Source organism: Pseudundibacterium arcticum, from assembly GCF_042646465.1.
Taxonomy (GTDB): Bacteria; Pseudomonadota; Gammaproteobacteria; order Burkholderiales; family Burkholderiaceae_D; genus Undibacterium_A; species Undibacterium_A arcticum.
The window spans coordinates 99,969-116,959 of the sequence record NZ_JBHRTP010000003.1 but is presented as its reverse complement, the minus strand read 5'-3'; the positions used below and the strand labels follow the sequence as shown (position 1 = coordinate 116,959).

Here is a 16,991-nt window from a genome sequence, read left to right as displayed (position 1 = left end):
CATGCATTGACGCTGGGCTGAAGGCCAGACATGTGCCGATTTGGCAATCGTCAGCGCTTGTCAATATTGCATGATGACTGCGGTGGAATGATGCCCCACTCGATCGTCACCAGCGGCCCGTCCGCTTTGGTGGTCCAGGGCAATTGCGTGGTACCGCTCCAAGTCGCCTTGGACAGCAGCTCGATCACCCGGGGCGGCAATTCGTCGCTACTGTCGGTACTCATGTCCAGCGCGATCAGCATGCCACAGGCTTCCACGTCGGCTTGATTGGCCCATGGCGCCAGCTTAAAGTCTCCGTCTATAACCACCTTGACATCGTTGCCGGCGTGGGTCGCGATGTTGCCACCGAGCCAGGTTTCCGCGGCGACGAAGCGCAGCGGAGCGGCTACGTGTGCATGCCACTGCTGCTGCATGGCCGATGCAATGGCCGCGCCCGGATAGGTCGCGCGGGTGGCCCGACCGGTCATTTCCGACAAAGGTCCGCGCGCCACACCATAACCAACCGCGGTCAGAATTTGCAGCACCACCACCACGATCAGCACTTTGCGCAGCAACGCTTTATCGTCTTCAGCCCGCAGCCACCAAAAAGCAAAAAAACCGAACGGCAGGAAGAAAGTGGTGGCCCAACCGGAAACCAGCGGAGCCTTCAGCGCAATAATCCCGGTCAAGGTCAGCACAAATGGGCATAGCGCCATGAAGACGATGAAAAAACGGTCATCGGGCCGCAAACTGCTGGCTATCGATGACACCGGTGCGACCGGCGTTGCACTGACGTTCTTCTTGCGTAGTGCCGTCCACAGCAGAATCACCACCAGCGCCACCGCCATCGGTGCCAGACGTCCCAGGCTGGTAGTAAAAAAATCAACAATCACGCCGAAATGTTCGGCACGTGTCATCGGCTCGCTCAGCGAATGTGCCGCGTACCCGATCGGACCACCATGCTCACCGGTATGTTGTCCGGTCAGCCATAGCAGATGCGGCGCCATGATCGCGAGAAAAACGCCGGTGGCGACACCGATGCCGCGCCATATTCTTGTTTGCCGGAGGTGGCCCGTGACCAGCATATAAAAAAAGAAGGTGGCAAACTGCACCAGGGCGCTATATTTGGTCAGCATCGACAAACCGCTGAACAAGCCAAGCGCAGCCCACGCACGCGTGCTGTCGTACCGCAAGGCGCGATAGAACATCCAGATCGCGGCAGCCACCGGCCACAATTGCACCGTGTTATGGTTGTAAATGACACCGCGGGTAGTGAAATAGGCGACCATCGACAGCAGCAAGGTCGCGACCAGTGCGCGCGCTTGCGTCGTCATCTCGCAACCCAGGCGCCACACGTACCATAGGGACAATACAACGAACACCTGAGCGGCGAAAAAAGTTAGCCAGACAGACTTGCCAAACAACGCGACCAATCCATATAGCAGCCAGGACGGCAATGGCGGATGCTTGTAATAGCCCCATTCCAACGCACTGCCCCACACCAACTCTTCGTTATTATCGAGATCCGGTGCGTGATGCGTCAGTCCGGTCGCCAAGGTCCAGATCAGCAATTGGCCCAGCAACAGCAGCAGCACCAATGGCACCAGCGAGGACGCGTCCGGTGAAAACTTGCGTCGCCAGGATTGCCAAATTTTGTTCTGTTCGGAGGTCGGCCGAATTGCCTGTGTGGACATAGACGAGAATGGGTAAGGGATTGCAAAGATCAGCCCAGCTTCGTTGTCGGCCGGCTTACGGGGAGCAGTATTATAATCTCTTCGGCCTTCAACGATACATTCCGTTACAATTCGCCACGTCCAATTTTGCGGTCGTATACTGCCCAGTTCTGCCCAGTTCAAGAAAGGTTTTACCTATGGTCGTGCCGACCGCCATCCCCAAGAGCCGCCCTGTCCGACCGTGCATCTCCTGCGTGATACCTGCGTACAACGAATCGGCTCACCTGTCGGCTTTTTTGCGGGACCTGCAATTGACGTTGCGAACGTTTGCCGCGTCATATGAAATCATTGTGGTCAACGACGGCAGCACCGATCAGACCGAGCAGGCGATGGCGCCGCATTTGTCTGAAGAAGGGATACGCTATATCGCCCTGTCCCGCAATTTCGGCAAGGAGGCCGCATTATCGGCCGGCATCGATTACGCGCGCGGTGATGCCGTGATCCTGATGGACGCCGACTATCAACACCCGCTGGAATTGCTGCCGGAGATGGCGCGACTGTGGCTGGATGGTTACGACATGATCTACGGCGTGATCGCCGACCGCAGTGACGAATCGAAGTTGAAGCGCTGGGGCACCGGCGCCTTCTATCATCTGATGGAAACCGGCGCGCCGATCAATATCCCGCGTAACGCCGGGGACTTCCGGCTGATGGACCGCAGCGTGGTCGATGCGCTGCGCAAACTCCCGGAGCGCAATCGCTTCATGAAAGGTCTGTACGCCTGGGTCGGATTCAAGAGCATCGCGCTACCGTTCGTGCCGCATGAACGCAAATCGGGCGTATCCCATTTCAACATGCGCGGCCTCAGCCGATTGGCACTGGCCGGGGTAACCGCATTCACCACCTTGCCGCTCCGGATATGGAGTGCGTTCGGCGCCTTCATTTCGATTATTGCGCTCCTTTACGCATTCTGGATCATCGGCGAATCGCTGTTCATCGGCAACGACGTACCCGGCTGGTCAACGCTGGCCGCGGGCCTGATGCTGTTTTCCGGTATCCAGCTGATTTCGATCGGTATTTTGGGCGAATACATGGGCCGCATTTACGAAGAGGTCAAGCGGCGGCCCTTGTATTTAATCGAACACGATATCGATAACGGCACGATCACACCGGCCACAACCATGGACGATGCCGAAGCATGCGACTAGCCCAATTGTTGCGGCTGGTCCGCTTTGGCATCGTCGGTCTGGCGTCGGCGGCGGTGCATTATCTGGTCGTGGTCGGCTTGGTTGAGTTGACCTACATGCACCCGCTGGTCGCCAACATCATCGGATTTGCGACCAGCGTCTGGGTCAGCTATTTCGGCCATCGACACTGGACTTTCGGCGAGCACACGACCACCTCGACCAGCACCTCGATGATGCGTTTTCTGGCGACCGCCGTACTCGGTTTTTGCGTGAACGAATTGCTGTTTTATCTGCTGTTGCATTTCCTGACCCTGCCCTATTATGTGTCGTTAATCATCGACGACGCGATCGTTGCGGTAATGACCTATACCCTGAGTCATCTGTGGGCTTTCCGCGCGCGACCAGCGTCTCATCCGCGTGTACCGAGATGACCGCAACACCCGCATTGACACCTATCGCGCTATGCGCCGACGATTACGGCCAAAACCAGGCCATCGATGCCGCAGTCGATTCGCTGCTCGATGGGGGACGGCTAAGCGCAGTCAGCTGCTTTAGCACCGCGCCGCGCTGGCTCGGGCTGTCGGCGCCCTTGCTGCGCGAGCGGTCCGGCATTGCGGATGTTGGTCTGCATCTGAATCTGACCGAAGATTTTGGCGTCGCGCCCGGCGCCGCTAGCAGCCTGCCAATGCAAATTGCGCGAAGCTATTTGCGGCTCCTGAATCGGGTTCAACTACGCACGATCCTGCACCGGCAATGCGATGCTTTTGAAGCGGGACTGGGCCGGGTGCCGGATTTTATCGACGGTCATCAGCACGTGCACCAATTACCAGTAGTGCGTGAACTGCTGCTGGAACTGGTGCAGACCCGTTATGCCGGCCAGCGCATGTGGATCCGCAATACGCTGCCGGCCACCCCGCGATGGCGCGGCAAGGCACAGATTCTGAAACGGCTAGGCGGTGCGCATCTGGCCCGGCGCCTGGAGCAATCCGGGCTGGCGACCAACCGCGGTTTCGGCGGTGTGTATGGTTTCGACACGGATGATTATGCAAGCCGCTTTGAACAGTGGCTGACGGCTGCGCAGCCGGGCATGTTGTTGATGTGCCATCCGGCAATCGCGCTGCAGGACAATGATGCTATCGCGGCACAGCGCGTCGTCGAATATCATTTTTTCAATTCAGCGCAATTTCCGGCTATGCTGGAGGGTCACGCCATACGTTTGCAGCGCCTTTCCGCCATCATCGACGCCGGAATCGACTGAAACCAGCTACCTCTGACAAACATGCAGAATCAACAACAAGTAGCCGTCATCGGCGGCGGCGTCATGGGTGTATGCAGCGCCTATTTTCTGGCGCAGGCGGGACATGAAGTCGTCGTCATCGAGCGCCGCGGCAATGTCGCCGAAGAAAGCAGTCACGGCAATGCGGGCCTGAGCGGTCCGGCCAGCGTCGCGCCATGGGCGGCGCCCGGGATGCCAAGACAATTATGGTCGATGCTGCTCAAGTCGACCGCGCCGGCGATACTCCGGCCAAGCCTGGATCCAGTCCTGTGGCGCTGGCTAAAACGATGGAGGTCCGAATGCGAGCTGGAGCGCTTTCGCGTCAATCATGCGCGCATGCAGCGCATCTCCGCCTACAGCAGTGCCCTGCTGTGCCAGCTGGAGCATCAGCACCAACTCGATTTCGAGCAGACCCAAGGCTACTTACAGTTATTTCGCGATGAGAAAACGCTGAAACTGGCCGCGCCGGCACTGGCATTACTGGCCGACCAGGGTGCCACATACCGAATGCTGGATGCCGACGCGGCCTGTCAGATCGAACCGGGGCTGGTGCGCAGCACGCAGATCGGCAGACTGGCTGGCGCATTACAGTTGCCGCAAGATGGTTCGGGCAACTGCGCGCTATTTACCAAGCAGCTCAAATTGATCACACAGGCAATGGGCGTGCAGTTTCGCTTTGGCAGCACCGTCGCCGCAATAGAAACGGCTCGCAGCGGTGTCATATTGCGTCTGCGGGAAGACGGGATCGAGAAAAATTTCAACGCTGATGCCGTGGTGCTGGCCGCGGGTGTCGACAGCGCCTTGCTATTGCAGACCCTCGGCATTCGGATTCCGCTTTATCCGGTCAAAACTTACTGTGCCACGGTACCGATCAAGAATCTCGATGCTGCGCCGATAGCCGTGGTCATGGATGAATCGTACAAGGTCGCATTGACGCGCATGGGCAACCGCGTCCGTCTGGCCGGCACGATTGAGCTAGGATCGAAGGCTTCCGTCTTGCACGCGAACGCCCAGCGAACCTTGCGCATGGTCGGTACCGACTGGTTTCCGGATGCCGCCAATTACAACCATGCCAGCTTCTGGAGCGGCGCACTGCCAATGCTGCCGGACGGTGCGCCGCTGCTTGGTGCGACGCCGATCGATAATCTGTATATCAATCTCGGCCACGGCAGTACCGGTTGGGCGATGGCGGTCGGTTCCGGCAAGGTGTTGGCCGATATGGTGTCCGGCCAATCGCCTGAAATCGATATGGAAGGCTTGGGCTTGTCGCGTTATGCCGCCGCATTCGGCGCATAGGTCATGCAATCCGCGGGGCTTTGATTTTGCTGCGATAAAGGACGTGAGCCACCCCTGGTATTCATGCGGCTCTTCGCGCAGGCACTTCTACAAATGACATACAAGCTCCAATCCCCGGCTTGATCGACTTCAATTCGCCAAGCCGCTATTGATCGACCAAGCCAGCTCTACCAGCGCTCGCAGACCAATCAGCAATCCCATTGATTTATCGGCGAATGATGCGCCATCTAATGGGCTCCAAAGCGGGTTGTGAAGCGTGCGATGAAATCTTCGACGTCGGCTTCCGGCAGGTGGTTGATGCCGGCCGCCAGCCGCCGGCCGCCGCCGGTGTCGAAGCTGCGGCAAAACTCGTCGGCGCCGACCGGGTGGCCGGCCGGCACCCGCACGCTGACCGTGTAGCCGTCGCGCGCCTTCGGCGACAGGATCGCGAGCGCATCCTGCGGCCGGGCCTGCATCAGTTCGTTGGCCAGCACGCCGATCGCGCGACGGGCCCATGGTGCATTGGGCATGACCATGACTGGTGCACCCGGTACATCGTGTTCCGGCGTGAGCCGGCGCGCTGCCAGCATGTCTTCCGCGTAGCCGGCGGCGAGCAAGCGATAGACCGGCGAGTGCCGGATGAATTCCAGCGGGTCGGCAAACGGCAGCATCGCGGCAGCCAGTGCGACTGGATCGAAGTGCAGATCGGCCAGCGTTTCGCCGTACGCGTTGTAATTCAGATAAAGGCCGAGTTCGTGCAGCGTTGCGGTGGCCTGCGCGCTGATGCCGTGCTGCTGCGCCAGCGCGTGGCCGACCTGTTGCAGGCTGTCGCCGAATGCCGCGACGATGGCCCAAGCCCGGTGACACCCGCCGAGATGGCGGTCGACCAGCAGGCTGGTGCAGACCTCGGGCGCACCGTCGATATGCGATGCGAAGCCCGGGTGTTGCGGCAGTTCGCCGGCGTAATGGTGGTCGAAATAGCGCACCGTCGCGCCGCTGGCGAGCAGGCGCAACAGGTCGTCGCGGTTTTGGTCGAGCGAGATGTCGAGCACGGTGATCTGGTCGCCGGCCGCAGCATCGATGCGGCGCAGCAGCTGGATGTCGCGTTTGACGCCGGTGACCAGCGTCGCATCGTGCGGCGCGTTCAGGCGCAACTGCTGCAATGCGCACAAGCCGTCCGCATCGCCGTTGAAAGCGTAATAGCGATTCATATGGATCATTGCCTAAAAGGGAAAGCCGGTGGCGTTTGCCGCCGGCGAAACGGTGCTTAGGTAGCCATGAATTCGCCGCCGTTGGCGTCCAGCGCCGCGCCAGTGATCGCATTCGCATAATCGGACACCAGGAACAGCGCGGCCTTCGCGCAGTCGTCGTCGGTCGGCAACCGTCCGAGCGCAATATTGGCGGCGATCGGCGCAACCAGTTGCTCCTCCGGCAGGTTATGCTCGGCCGCCATCTGCTGGATGTAGCCCTGGACCGGCGCGCCCCACATCCAGCCCATGTAGACGCTATTGGCCCGAATCCCGTGCGGCCCGAGTTCCTTGGCCAGGTACTTGACCGCCACCGCCAGCGCTCCCTTCGACGCCGCATAGCCGCCTTCGCCCGGAAACGGATTGCGGGTGGCCTGGGTGTTGATCATGACGATCGCGCCGCTGCCCTGTTTTTTCATCTGCGGCACCACTTCCTGGGTCAGCGTCATGGTGCCGAACAGGTTGGTGTCAAACACCGAGCGCCAGCCCTCCAGATCGGCATCTGCGATCGCTTCCGGGAAGTTGCCGTGCATGAAGGCGCTGTTCACCAGCGCATCGATCCGGCCGAAGCGCTGGACCGCCTGGGCCGCCAGCTCCTTGCACTGTGCGCGGTCGGTGATGTCGGTCACCACCTTCAGCACTTCGCAATCGACGCCCAGTTCCCGGATACGCTGTTCGGCGTCATCCAGTTTGGCCGCGGTGCGCGCCGCGAGGACCACCGCGTGCGCGCCTTCGCGCGCCGCTTCGATCGCCAGCTTGATGCCCAGTCCGGGGCCGATACCGGATATGATCACGACCTTGTTGCGTAATAGCATTTTGAATGTCTCCTATGAGGTGGTGTTGTAGTTATACGTGTAGCAAAGCTCCTGGCTGCGACTGCGGATGCGCCAGCCGTCGGCGGTGCGCAGCAGCGTGTCGTCGTACCAGATACCGAAAAACATCACCCGCTCGCTGCCGTCGGGATGTCGCATCACCATCGGGTTGTGGCACATGGTGCGGGCGCTGGCGCACTCCCCCTCCAGCCGGATGCGGATGTTGGCCATCATGTGCTGGCTGCGTGGGAATTGCGGCAGCGCTTGGCCGAGGAAGGCTTGTGCCTCGGCCAGCGTGCAGCGCGGGCCGCCGGTCGCACGATAGTCGATCACCGCATCGGCGGTGAAGATGCGCTCCAGCGCGGCAAAGTCGCGCGTGTCGATCGCATTGCCGTAGTCGATCAGCAGATCGGAAATGTCGGCGCGGTCGAGCAGGTATTGCAGGTCGCGTGGCATCGTGTTGCCTCAGCTGGTTGCAGTGGCAGCGGATAGGATATGGCGCTCGCGGTACGGCGCGAAATCCTGCTTGAGCTGATCCTCGCTGAGGCCGAACTGCGCCAGCGTGTAGTCGTGCGCGGCGCGCTGGTCGCGTCGGTTCTGCGCCAGCCATGCCCGCATCGCATCGCGCACCTGGTCCGGGAAGCTGATACCGGCGAAGCGATACACCGACTCGATCACGCCGAGTGGATCGGTCACGGTGTCCGCAAACCGGATGTCGAGGAAACGGTCTGCCGGCAGCGTGTCGCGCACCGCCATCGTATGGTGCACAGCGCGCCGCATGCGTGTGCTCCACTGCTGGCCGACCGTTTTCGCATCCGGCGCGTCGGCGTACATTTTCCACAGCGTATGCGCCATGCTGGCCATCGATGGAATCGTGTGCGCCGGGTCGCGGTGGGTCAGCACTACTTTCGCTGCCGGGAAAACCTTGAACAACAGTTCCAGCGTATGCAAATGCTGCGGCGTCTTCAGTATCCAGCGCTGCGCAGCGGGCTCGCCGCGCTGCTGCTTTTGCCATTGCAGGAACTGCAGCATTTTTTTCAGATATTCGTAAACCGGTGTCTGGTCCTGCTGGTCGAGCCAGGCGGTATAACTCGGCACGTTAACGAACGAATCCATCGCAGACATGAACGAGTGTTCCATCAGCATGAACTCCTCGTCCGCCAGCATCGCATCCAGCGGATGAATCGCCAGAATTTGCGGTATGTACTTGATCATCATGTCCACTTCGCCGCGGGCCAGCGCGATGCGCGACGCTGGGTCTGCCACCGGCTGACCAGGTAGCGGCGCCGGATAGCGGGTCTCCCACCATGCTGCGGAATAGAAACGCGGATCGACCGCCAGCGCGCGCTGCAGCAAGGTGGTGCCGGTACGCGGCAAGCCGACGATCACCACCGGATCGTCAATGCGCTGCGCCAGGATTTCCGGATAGCGCTTGCAGTAGTCCTCGATAATCAAGCGATTGACCAGTTGCATCACGATTTTCTCATGCAACAACGCGCTGCCCTGCGCGGAGAGATTCGCCTCTTCAGCCAGCGATTTGAACAGCACGTCCAGCGCAGTGCGATAGTTGCCGTTGCCGAAATCGGTAAGTCCGCCCGCGCGTTCGATAGCCAGCGCCAACACGCGCGCTACATTCAGTTCAGGGGTTGCGGTAGTCATGCGGTCTCCACGAGAGAATTGAGTTTGACGACGCGGGTCGTCGGATGGACGGGCTGCGACGCGCCGACCCAGCGCAAGCACATGGTGCCGTTCTGGTGTCCGGCAGTTTCCAGCCAGTTGGATCGACCCGGGTCCCGATGAGAAACGATCAGCGTGATGCCGCCGTCGTCGTTGTACCGGGCCGAATGCTTGTTGATGCAGATGTTGTGGTAGCGGTAATCGAGCGATTCCATCCAGTAATTGTCGACTTGGAAATTCCAGAAATCGCAATCGGGCACCGACGCCACGTCGACGACCAGCGCTTCGTCAGCGGCCAGTTCCCAGTACGAGTGGTAGTAGAAAATATTGGGATCGCCGCCAGCCGCCTGGCATACCGCCTGGTCGGCAGGCGGCAGTTGATTCGGGTGCGCGCGGTAGCCGGCTGCCCAATCGGCGAAGATGCGCGCGGTATTTTCAACGAAGCTGGCGGCGCGCAACAGTCCCTGGTGCAGCGCCACCGGTGCAAGCGGCACCGGTTCGCCGTCGGAGCCGATACGCTCGATTTTCAGCTGTGCGGTCTTTTCCGCCTTGCGATCGAGGAAAGTTTGCCTGACGATCAGCGCGTTGGTCGTCGGCTCCATGCGCACCCAGTTTCGGTCGTGCGCTTGCTGGCTGAGAATGATTTCGAAGCTGCCATCCGGATCAACCTCGAGATGATTGGCGTCGATGAAGCCGGTCTGCGTCATTTTGCCGTCGGTCTCGTAGCCGCCTTTCTGGCTGCCAAAACTCAGATAGGACACCGTGCCCCGGTTGCCGGAAACGCGGTATTCGTTGTTGCCGTTCAGGCGTGCGTACTGGTAAAAATTGTCCGGGTTATCGGCGCCGATCTTCGCGGTTTCATGCGATGGTGAAAAGAAGCCGGGAAACTCGGGGTCGGAAAATTCTACATGCATTTCTAGCGCAATCCGCAACAACCTGGTCAAGTAACGGTAGCCTTCGGCGCGCGTGAAGGCGTCTTGCGGCGCCTCTGGTCGCAGGATTTGCTGACCGCTGCGTTTGAGTGCATCGCAGAAGGTCGCCCAGGTTTCTCCTGAAAGAATTTGCGCTTCGATGGTATTTGTCGCCATGCTGATTCTCCTGTCATCCGCACATCGGCGGTTCGTATTGGCAAAATCGCTCACATTTTTGCGGTGTGCACATTCTCGTGAATGCCCCGTGATGTCCGCACGATAGCAAGGGCAAGCACGCCTGCTCTTCGTCTGATCGGACTAAGTTTTGATGATTGGAATCGTTACACTGGACGCGGCATGGCTTGATCCTGCGCTGCCCGCTCGCATGCGATGCGGGTATTGCACGCCTAGTCAGTTGATTGTTGGCACGCGTTACACCATCTAGTCCGACCGGACGAGGTTCGGGTGTCCGACGGCTGGCAAGATGGCCTCAGCGATAGCTGTATGGAACATCCCGATACCGGTTCATGAGGTGCTGATCTGCTGCCCGGCATGAAGACGTATAGGAACGGGGATGACCGCCAGCAGTTGCAAGCTAGCGTGCTTAGAAAAAACAGCTGCGCTGTTCACACAATATAAAGGAGACTTGCATGCCCGATTCAAAATTCCTGGTGACTTCGGTCAAAGTACAGATCAACGCGCCGGCATCGCTGGTGTGGGATGTGTTGGTCGATCTCGACAATTACCCGCAATGGAATCCCTACACGGTCAAGGTCGAGTCGACGCTGGAAATGGGCGAGCCGGTCAACCTGTTTTTGCCTGACCCGACCCGGCCTGGAGAGTTGATTCATGTGATCGAACATCTGGCGGCCTTCGATCAGCCGAAGCAGCTGTCATGGGAGCTGTCGCCTTCCGAGCTATCCCCCGACGCCGCGCGCCGCGACCAATATATCGAGGCGACGGGCGACGCCAGTTGCACCTATTACACCACCGATCTGTTCCTTGGACCGACCGCACCCGCCGTGATGGAACAACACGGGCTATGGGTTAAGCAGGGCTTCGACGCGGTTGCGCACAGCCTGAAAACGCGGGCTGAGCAGTTGTATGCGAATCGCGCAACCGCGCAGGTTGCTAAAAAACCCGCTTAAGGCCTCATCGGTGCACCAGCCCGTTATCGGGGAGAGGCATCCATACCATCTGAACAAGCCGCGCATGTTCAAAAATCTGGCGGCCGCTGTAGCACAGTCGCAGACGCGCTCTGGACGGTTCTGATAATCATATAGCCCATATGGATCAACCGGCCCGACGCAGGGCGGTGGGTGCCTGTCCGGTCCAGCGCCGGAAGGCGCGGCGGAAGGCGCCACCGTTGCTGAACCCCAGCTGGCCGGCGATCTCTTCTACCGCCATGTCAGTCTGCCGCAGCAGCCGCTGCGCCGCCCGCCGCAAACAGGCATCACGCAGGCTTGACAGCGAGCTGCCCTCGCTTTGCAACTGCCGGCGCAGGCTGGATTCACTGAGATCCAGCAACTCCGCCAGAACGGCGCAACCAGGCAGCGGCACGCGCTCAGCCAGTGCCGCCTCCAAATGGGCATTCACCCGTTGGGGCAGCGACGCCATACCCGCCGGCCCCGCCGTCACATCGAAGGGAAACCGCGCCAGAAACGCAGCCAAGTCCCGCGCCTGCCGCATCACCGGTCGAGCCAGCAGCCTTGCATCGAAGGAGAACCCGCAAGACTTTTGCCCCATCACCACCGGCGCTTCGAACAATCCCAGAAACGGCCCAGCGTCCTCGCGCCGGGGATGGGACAGAAATACCTCCGCCGGACGCAGGGGCTCGCCGATCAGCCAGCCGAACAGCAACAGATACGCGTAAAGGCCGGTGATATCCACCAGGCAGGCCGCAATACTATGGCGCCGACGCAGGGAGTTCATGCGAAACACCACAGTGTTCTGCCGCCGCTCCAGCGCCAGTTCCCCAGCGCGAGGATGCAGCATGGCGCAAAACTGTACCGCCAGCTTCACCGCCTCGGCCAGCGTGCTCGCACTCAGCACACAGCGGCACAGCAGATTCACCTCTTCCTGACTCATGGGCGGATGACCTTCGCCACGGGCCACCCGTTCCTCCAGGGCGCCAATGGCCTCCCGATAGAGCTCGGCGAAATCCCCCGCAGATAATGTGCCGCTGGGGCCCGCCTGGCCCAGCTCCCGCAACAGCCTGGCTGCGAGAGCATCGGGCATTCCCCGTCTTGGTGGTGATAGCGGCTGCTTGCGTCTGGCCATCAGAAATTCCTCATACTGAGCAAATGGGTAGTGAGCCATGACCGGATTGGTACTGTCAAGCCCGACTCGCTGCGCGTACAGTTTAGCCCTACCGTCAGGCCGTTCCGCTGGCGCAAACGCAAAAGAACCGGCCTCTAGCCCACTAAGTGCAAGCAAAGCCATACACATACAGGTGATCAATGATCCAGTTGCTGGACGAAATCGTGGTGGCGGCAGACTCTCTGCCCACCCTGCGCGCACTGCTCCATGAACGCTATCTACCCGGCGCCCAGACGCGCAACATGCAACTCGCCGGCGAATGGGTGTCGCCACCGGTGACGGTGGCCGGCGAACCCCACACCCTGTGGCTGACCTGGCAGCTGCCAGACATCGGGGCCTGGTGGGCCATGCGCCAGCAGGCCAGCCTCGACCCCGTCGTGGAAGCACTGTGGAAAGATGTGGATGCTCTCTGCCTCCGCCGCGCTCGTCATGTGCAGATACCCGCCAGCAATGCGCCCGCCACTGTTATGGAGCCTCCCCATGCCTGAGACCGCCCAGATCTATCTCGCAGAAGGCGCCGACCGCACTGCCTTTGAAGCCGCATTGAAGACGCTGCCCGGGCTCTATGCCGCCAACCTGCCGGGTTGCTGGGGCGCTGGCGACTATACCTGGGATTCCGCCCCCGGTACCAGCGCACCCGCCAATCTGGAAAGCCTGCCGGGTGTGGTCCGGGTGGACGCTGTGCGCTACACGCCAATTGGCGGTGGCTTACGCGATCCGGCGCTGGCTCAGGGCGTCAAGCGCACCTTGTTACTGCGCGTATGGCCCGGCACGGACACCGCGCGGGTTGAGCGCTTCGAGCAAGAATTACTGCAAATGCCGCACTACATGGCAGGCATACGAAACTGGTCCCTGGGCCGCTGCGAACCCGGCAGCGCATGGACCCACGTCTGGCAGCAGGAATTCGCCGATGTGGCCGATCTTCTCGGCGAATACTTGATGCACCCCTACCACTGGGCCTGGGTGGACCGCTGGTTCGATTCCGAACACCCAGACCGCATCGTGGACGGCGTTTTAAGCCACGCTTTCTGCCCCATGGCCGGCCCCGTATTGGCTTCCCTGTCCTGAACTGGAGAACACCATGAACACACTGCAAGGCAAGATCGCCCTAGTCACCGGCGCCAGCCGCGGCATTGGCCGCGCCATCGCCCAGCGCTTCGCCGCCGAAGGCGCCACCGTCGTTATCACCGCCCGCAGCCTGAATACGGCCACAGTGGAAGGCACTCTGAGTGAAACCGCCAGGCTGATCGAAGCCGCCGGCGGCCGCGCCATTGCGCTCGCCGCGGATCTGGAAAACCCGGCCGAGCGCGATGCGCTGGTGGAACGCGCCGTCGCCGCTGCCGGCGGCCTGGATATTCTGGTGAACAATGCCGGCTTCGCGGAGTACGCGCCAGTGGCCGAGATGCCGGGGGACATGTTCGAACGCACCGTGGATCACTACCTGCGTGCGCCGTTTGCGTTGATCCAGCGCGCCGTGCCGCACCTGCGTCAGCGCGGCGCTGGCTGGATTCTCAACATCGGCTCAGTGACTGCGGAACCGCCACAGCGCCCGTTCGATGACTTCGCCCGTTTCGGCGGCGCTACCGTTTACGCTGCGGTGAAAGCTGCCATGCACCGCTTCACCGAGGGCGTGGCCGCTGAACTGCAGATCGACAATATCGCCGTCAATCTGGTGGGGCCGTCAGGCGCCATCCGCACACCCGGCGCGGCGCGCTACATTCCGGCGGACTACCCCACCGAGCCGGTGGAATATCTGGTGGAAACGGCGCTCGCCCTGTGCCACAAACCGGCCGCCGAACTCACTGGCGAGGTCACCTACAGCATGGCCTACCCCGCCGCCCACAATCTCATCGTTTACCAACTGGACGGGCGCACCCCGCTCGCCCAGTAACCAGAAAGACTCTCATGCGTGCCATCGTGATACACCGCTTCGGCGGACCGGAAGAACTGCAACTGGCGGAAGTAGCCACCCCCGAACCCGGCGCCGGAGAAGTGCTGATCCGGGTGGTGTTGGCCGGCGTCAACCCAGCGGACTGGAAATGCCGGGAAGGCCGGCTGCAGCATTATTTCAATTACCAGTTTCCATTCATCGTCGGCTTTGATGCGGCAGGTGTCGTGGAACGCGTGGGTGAGTCTGTCACGGAGTACGCCGTCGGCGACACCGTGCTTACCTCTTCCAACCAGGGCCGTGGCGAGTGGGGCAGCTACGCCGAGTATGTGAAGTCCTCCACCGCCAACGTTGCACGGCTGCCGAAGGGTATCGATTTCGCCCAAGGCGCTACCATCCCCACCGCCGGCGCCACCGCTTGGGGCGCCGTGCATGATGTGGGCGCGGTGAAAGCCGGGCAGAAGGTGCTGATCAATGGCGGCTCCAGCAGTGTCGGCATTTTCGCCATCCAGCTCGCCAAGGCGGCAGGTTGTGAGGTGGCCGCCACCTGCGGGCCGGCCAATCTGGACTTCGTCAAGAGCCTGGGCGCGGATCACGTTATCAATTACCGCAGCGAGGCTGTACTGGAGGCAACCGCCGCCTGGGCACCCGAGGGCGTGGATCTGTTGGTGGACGCCATCGGCCTGAGCAGTCTGCCGGCAGATTCCACCCGAGTTATCCGCCCCGGTGGTGCCCTGGTCGCCATAGCAACGCTGATTCAGGATATTGGCGGCTTCGATGCCGCTTTGGCCAAGTCCCGCGATGTACGCTTGCTCTCCAACATGGCCGCAGCGGCGCGCATTCCCGAGCACCTGCGCGCGGTGGTGGATGCCGTCGCCCAAGGCCGGGTGACAACGCCGCCTTATGAAATCCTGCCCCTGGAGCAGGCCGGCGAGGCGCACCGCCGGGTGGCCGACGGCCATGTGCGCGGCAAATTATTGCTGCGAGTCGGCGCCGGCTGATTAGTCTGCCGCCGAGCTGCCGCGCAACCACGGGCGAGCACGTCTTCCAGCGTCCGGACGAATTCGACGTCGAACAAACTATCAAGCAGCAGATCGCCTCCAGCACCGGCATCTACGTCTGCCGGAACATGCACGGATTCCGCCGTCTGCCGATCCGCTTAAAACCCTTTTACTAGGAGGAGATGATGCAAATGAAGGAACATGTAACTCGCTACGAGGCAGCGCTTTAGTCGATGCGCTCTATCAGGTGCTTGATCTCGGTTCGAAAGAGAAAGGAATTGTCCTGATGACGAAGTCGATTCAACTCGCGCTGGTTGCGGTCGCGGCCCTCGGTATTACCGCGCCGCCAGCGTGGGCCAAGGTATCGGCCGAGGAAGCCGCGAATCTCGGCAAGGAACTCACTTGCGTCGGGGCGGAGAAAGCCGGCAACAAGGACGGCAGCATTCCCGCCTATAGCGGGAAGTGGCTGGGTATGCCAGCCGGGATCAATGTCAAGAGCACGGGTGGACATGATCCCGATCCGTATGCGAATGAAAAGCCGCTGTTCGAGATCACCGCGAAAAACATGGAGCAGTATGCCGAGCGGCTGAGCGAGGGCGAGAAAGCCATGCTCAAGAAGTATCCGGACAGCTTTCGCATCCCGGTGTACCCGGCCCATCGGGACTTCCGCTACCCGAACTGGGTGTGCGACGCAGCCAAACAGAACGCGCTAAGCGCCGAGGTGACGGAGGGAGGTGAAGGCGTCAGCGCGTTGACCGGCGCGATACCGTTCCCGATCCCCAAGAACGGGCTCGAGCTGCTGAGAAATACCACGCTTCCGGCCCGGGCCTAGAAGGAAATCGCGACCTATGACCAGGCTGTCGTGTATCCGAACAGCGATATCGCATGGGGGCGGGTCTCCTACCGCATCCTGTCGGTTACGAACGATCCCAACAAGAAACCGCGTGACAAGACCGAAGGCGTTTCGTCGTATGCCAATGTCAAGACGCTGCTGCCCGAGCGCAACAAGGGCGAAATCATCGTCAGCGCGGATTACTACAACTACAAGCGGCAACCGCGGCAGGCGTGGCTCTACAACCCGGGCACCCGGCGCGTGCGCCAGTTACCCGAGTTTGGCTTCGACATGCCGATTGGACCGGGAGGATTCCGCACGATCGACGATGACCGGCTCTTCAACGGATCAGGTGAGCGCTACAACTGGAAGATCGTCGGCAAGAAGGAAATGTACATCCCGTACGACGCCTATCGACTGAATGACCCGAAAGTGAAATATCGCGAGTTGCTGAAACCGGGCCACGTCAATCCTGCCTACATGCGCTACGAGCTGCATCGCGTCTGGGTGCTGGAGGGTGCGCTGAAGGAGGGCTACCGCCACCAGTACGCGAAGCGGGTCATGTACCTCGATGAAGACACCTGGCACGCGGTCATGTCCGACAACTACGACGCGCGTGGCCAGCTCTGGCGGGTCGGGATGGTCAATTATTACTACGCGTTCCAGATGGAAGCGTTCCATGCCGGGGTCGCCGCATACCATGATCTGATGTCCGGCGCCTACATGGCGGACCGCTTGCTCAACGAGCAGCCGAATGGCGTTTTGCTGAACACGGGCGACCTGAAGCCGGACGACTTCACGCCGGACGCGGCGCGCCGGGCAGGCCTGTGATCATCGCGGCTATCGGCCAGCGGCTGTGCACGGCGGCTTGAAAACCGCAACCCACCGCCCGCGATTTCGTCGCGGGCGGAATT

Annotated in this window: 16 protein-coding genes and 1 pseudogene; 10 read left to right on the top strand and 7 right to left on the bottom strand. The window is 61.0% G+C overall.

Translation table 11 applies throughout. The features are described 5' to 3' along the window. Window positions 1–50: 50 nt before the first annotated feature. Window positions 51–1,673 carry a glycosyltransferase family 39 protein gene (locus ACFOFO_RS01400; RefSeq protein ID WP_390325030.1) on the bottom strand — a complete coding sequence of 541 codons (1,623 nt, stop codon included), beginning with the start codon at window positions 1,671–1,673 and terminating at the stop codon, window positions 51–53. Between the two features lie 176 nt (window positions 1,674–1,849). Here ACFOFO_RS01400 and ACFOFO_RS01395 point away from each other — a divergent pair, with 176 nt between their 5' ends. The 4 genes from ACFOFO_RS01395 to ACFOFO_RS01380 are packed head-to-tail and all read left to right on the top strand — an operon-like array spanning window position 1,850 to window position 5,411. After that, window positions 1,850–2,860, top strand: a complete 1,011-nt coding sequence (locus tag ACFOFO_RS01395; protein WP_390325032.1) for a glycosyltransferase family 2 protein — start codon at window positions 1,850–1,852, stop codon at window positions 2,858–2,860. Continuing rightward, entirely contained in the window at window positions 2,851–3,270 is a 420-nt protein-coding gene (locus ACFOFO_RS01390; RefSeq protein ID WP_390330623.1) for a GtrA family protein, read from the top strand. The genes ACFOFO_RS01395 and ACFOFO_RS01390 overlap by 10 nt, the downstream gene beginning before the upstream one ends. Beyond that, window positions 3,267–4,097, top strand: a complete 831-nt coding sequence (locus tag ACFOFO_RS01385) for a ChbG/HpnK family deacetylase (RefSeq protein WP_390325034.1) — start codon at window positions 3,267–3,269, stop codon at window positions 4,095–4,097. The genes ACFOFO_RS01390 and ACFOFO_RS01385 overlap by 4 nt, the downstream gene beginning before the upstream one ends. A gap of 21 nt (window positions 4,098–4,118) precedes the next feature. Continuing rightward, the gene (locus ACFOFO_RS01380) at window positions 4,119–5,411 is read left to right on the top strand and encodes a D-amino acid dehydrogenase (RefSeq protein ID WP_390325036.1); all 1,293 of its coding nucleotides are present in this window, start codon (window positions 4,119–4,121) and stop codon (window positions 5,409–5,411) included. 227 nt (window positions 5,412–5,638) lie between these two features. Here the strand turns inward: ACFOFO_RS01380 and ACFOFO_RS01375 are convergent, their stop codons facing one another. Genes ACFOFO_RS01375 through ACFOFO_RS01355 form a run of 5 tightly spaced genes read right to left on the bottom strand, consistent with a single transcriptional unit; the run spans window position 5,639 to window position 10,214 of the window. Beyond that, window positions 5,639–6,601, bottom strand: coding sequence for a DHH family phosphoesterase (locus ACFOFO_RS01375; RefSeq protein WP_390325037.1), 963 nt, complete (start codon window positions 6,599–6,601; stop codon window positions 5,639–5,641). Window positions 6,602–6,657: 56 nt separating this feature from the next. Then, window positions 6,658–7,452: an SDR family oxidoreductase gene (locus ACFOFO_RS01370; RefSeq protein ID WP_390325038.1), complete on the bottom strand. Its 795-nt coding sequence runs from the start codon at window positions 7,450–7,452 to the stop codon at window positions 6,658–6,660. Window positions 7,453–7,464: 12 nt separating this feature from the next. Then, a complete protein-coding gene (locus ACFOFO_RS01365; RefSeq protein WP_390325039.1) occupies window positions 7,465–7,905 on the bottom strand; it encodes a nuclear transport factor 2 family protein in 441 nt (146 codons plus the stop codon). Window positions 7,906–7,914: 9 nt separating this feature from the next. Beyond that, window positions 7,915–9,108 carry a sulfotransferase family protein gene (locus ACFOFO_RS01360; RefSeq protein WP_390325041.1) on the bottom strand — a complete coding sequence of 398 codons (1,194 nt, stop codon included), beginning with the start codon at window positions 9,106–9,108 and terminating at the stop codon, window positions 7,915–7,917. After that, window positions 9,105–10,214, bottom strand: a complete 1,110-nt coding sequence (locus ACFOFO_RS01355; RefSeq protein WP_390330621.1) for a DUF1214 domain-containing protein — start codon at window positions 10,212–10,214, stop codon at window positions 9,105–9,107. Before ACFOFO_RS01355 ends, ACFOFO_RS01360 begins: the two co-directional genes overlap by 4 nt. A gap of 473 nt (window positions 10,215–10,687) precedes the next feature. On the opposite strand from ACFOFO_RS01355, the gene ACFOFO_RS01350 reads away from it, so the two are divergent. Further along, window positions 10,688–11,185, top strand: coding sequence for an SRPBCC domain-containing protein (locus ACFOFO_RS01350; RefSeq protein WP_390325043.1), 498 nt, complete (start codon window positions 10,688–10,690; stop codon window positions 11,183–11,185). Window positions 11,186–11,330: 145 nt separating this feature from the next. On the opposite strand, the gene ACFOFO_RS01345 is transcribed toward ACFOFO_RS01350, so the two are convergent. Then, window positions 11,331–12,317: an AraC family transcriptional regulator gene (locus ACFOFO_RS01345; protein ID WP_390325044.1), complete on the bottom strand. Its 987-nt coding sequence runs from the start codon at window positions 12,315–12,317 to the stop codon at window positions 11,331–11,333. Window positions 12,318–12,496: 179 nt separating this feature from the next. On the opposite strand from ACFOFO_RS01345, the gene ACFOFO_RS01340 reads away from it, so the two are divergent. The 5 genes and pseudogenes from ACFOFO_RS01340 to ACFOFO_RS01320 all read left to right on the top strand — a co-directional run bounded on the left by ACFOFO_RS01340 (window position 12,497) and on the right by ACFOFO_RS01320 (window position 16,908). Then, a complete protein-coding gene (locus ACFOFO_RS01340) occupies window positions 12,497–12,844 on the top strand; it encodes a hypothetical protein (RefSeq protein ID WP_390325046.1) in 348 nt (115 codons plus the stop codon). Next, window positions 12,837–13,424: a Dabb family protein gene (locus tag ACFOFO_RS01335; protein ID WP_390325048.1), complete on the top strand. Its 588-nt coding sequence runs from the start codon at window positions 12,837–12,839 to the stop codon at window positions 13,422–13,424. Before ACFOFO_RS01340 ends, ACFOFO_RS01335 begins: the two co-directional genes overlap by 8 nt. 13 nt (window positions 13,425–13,437) lie before the next feature. Next, a complete protein-coding gene (locus tag ACFOFO_RS01330) occupies window positions 13,438–14,247 on the top strand; it encodes an SDR family NAD(P)-dependent oxidoreductase (protein WP_390325049.1) in 810 nt (269 codons plus the stop codon). A 14-nt stretch (window positions 14,248–14,261) separates the two neighbouring features. Further along, window positions 14,262–15,245 carry a quinone oxidoreductase family protein gene (locus ACFOFO_RS01325; RefSeq protein WP_390325051.1) on the top strand — a complete coding sequence of 328 codons (984 nt, stop codon included), beginning with the start codon at window positions 14,262–14,264 and terminating at the stop codon, window positions 15,243–15,245. 286 nt (window positions 15,246–15,531) lie between these two features. After that, window positions 15,532–16,908, top strand: a pseudogene (locus ACFOFO_RS01320) (DUF1329 domain-containing protein). The last annotated feature ends 83 nt before the right edge of the window (window positions 16,909–16,991 follow it).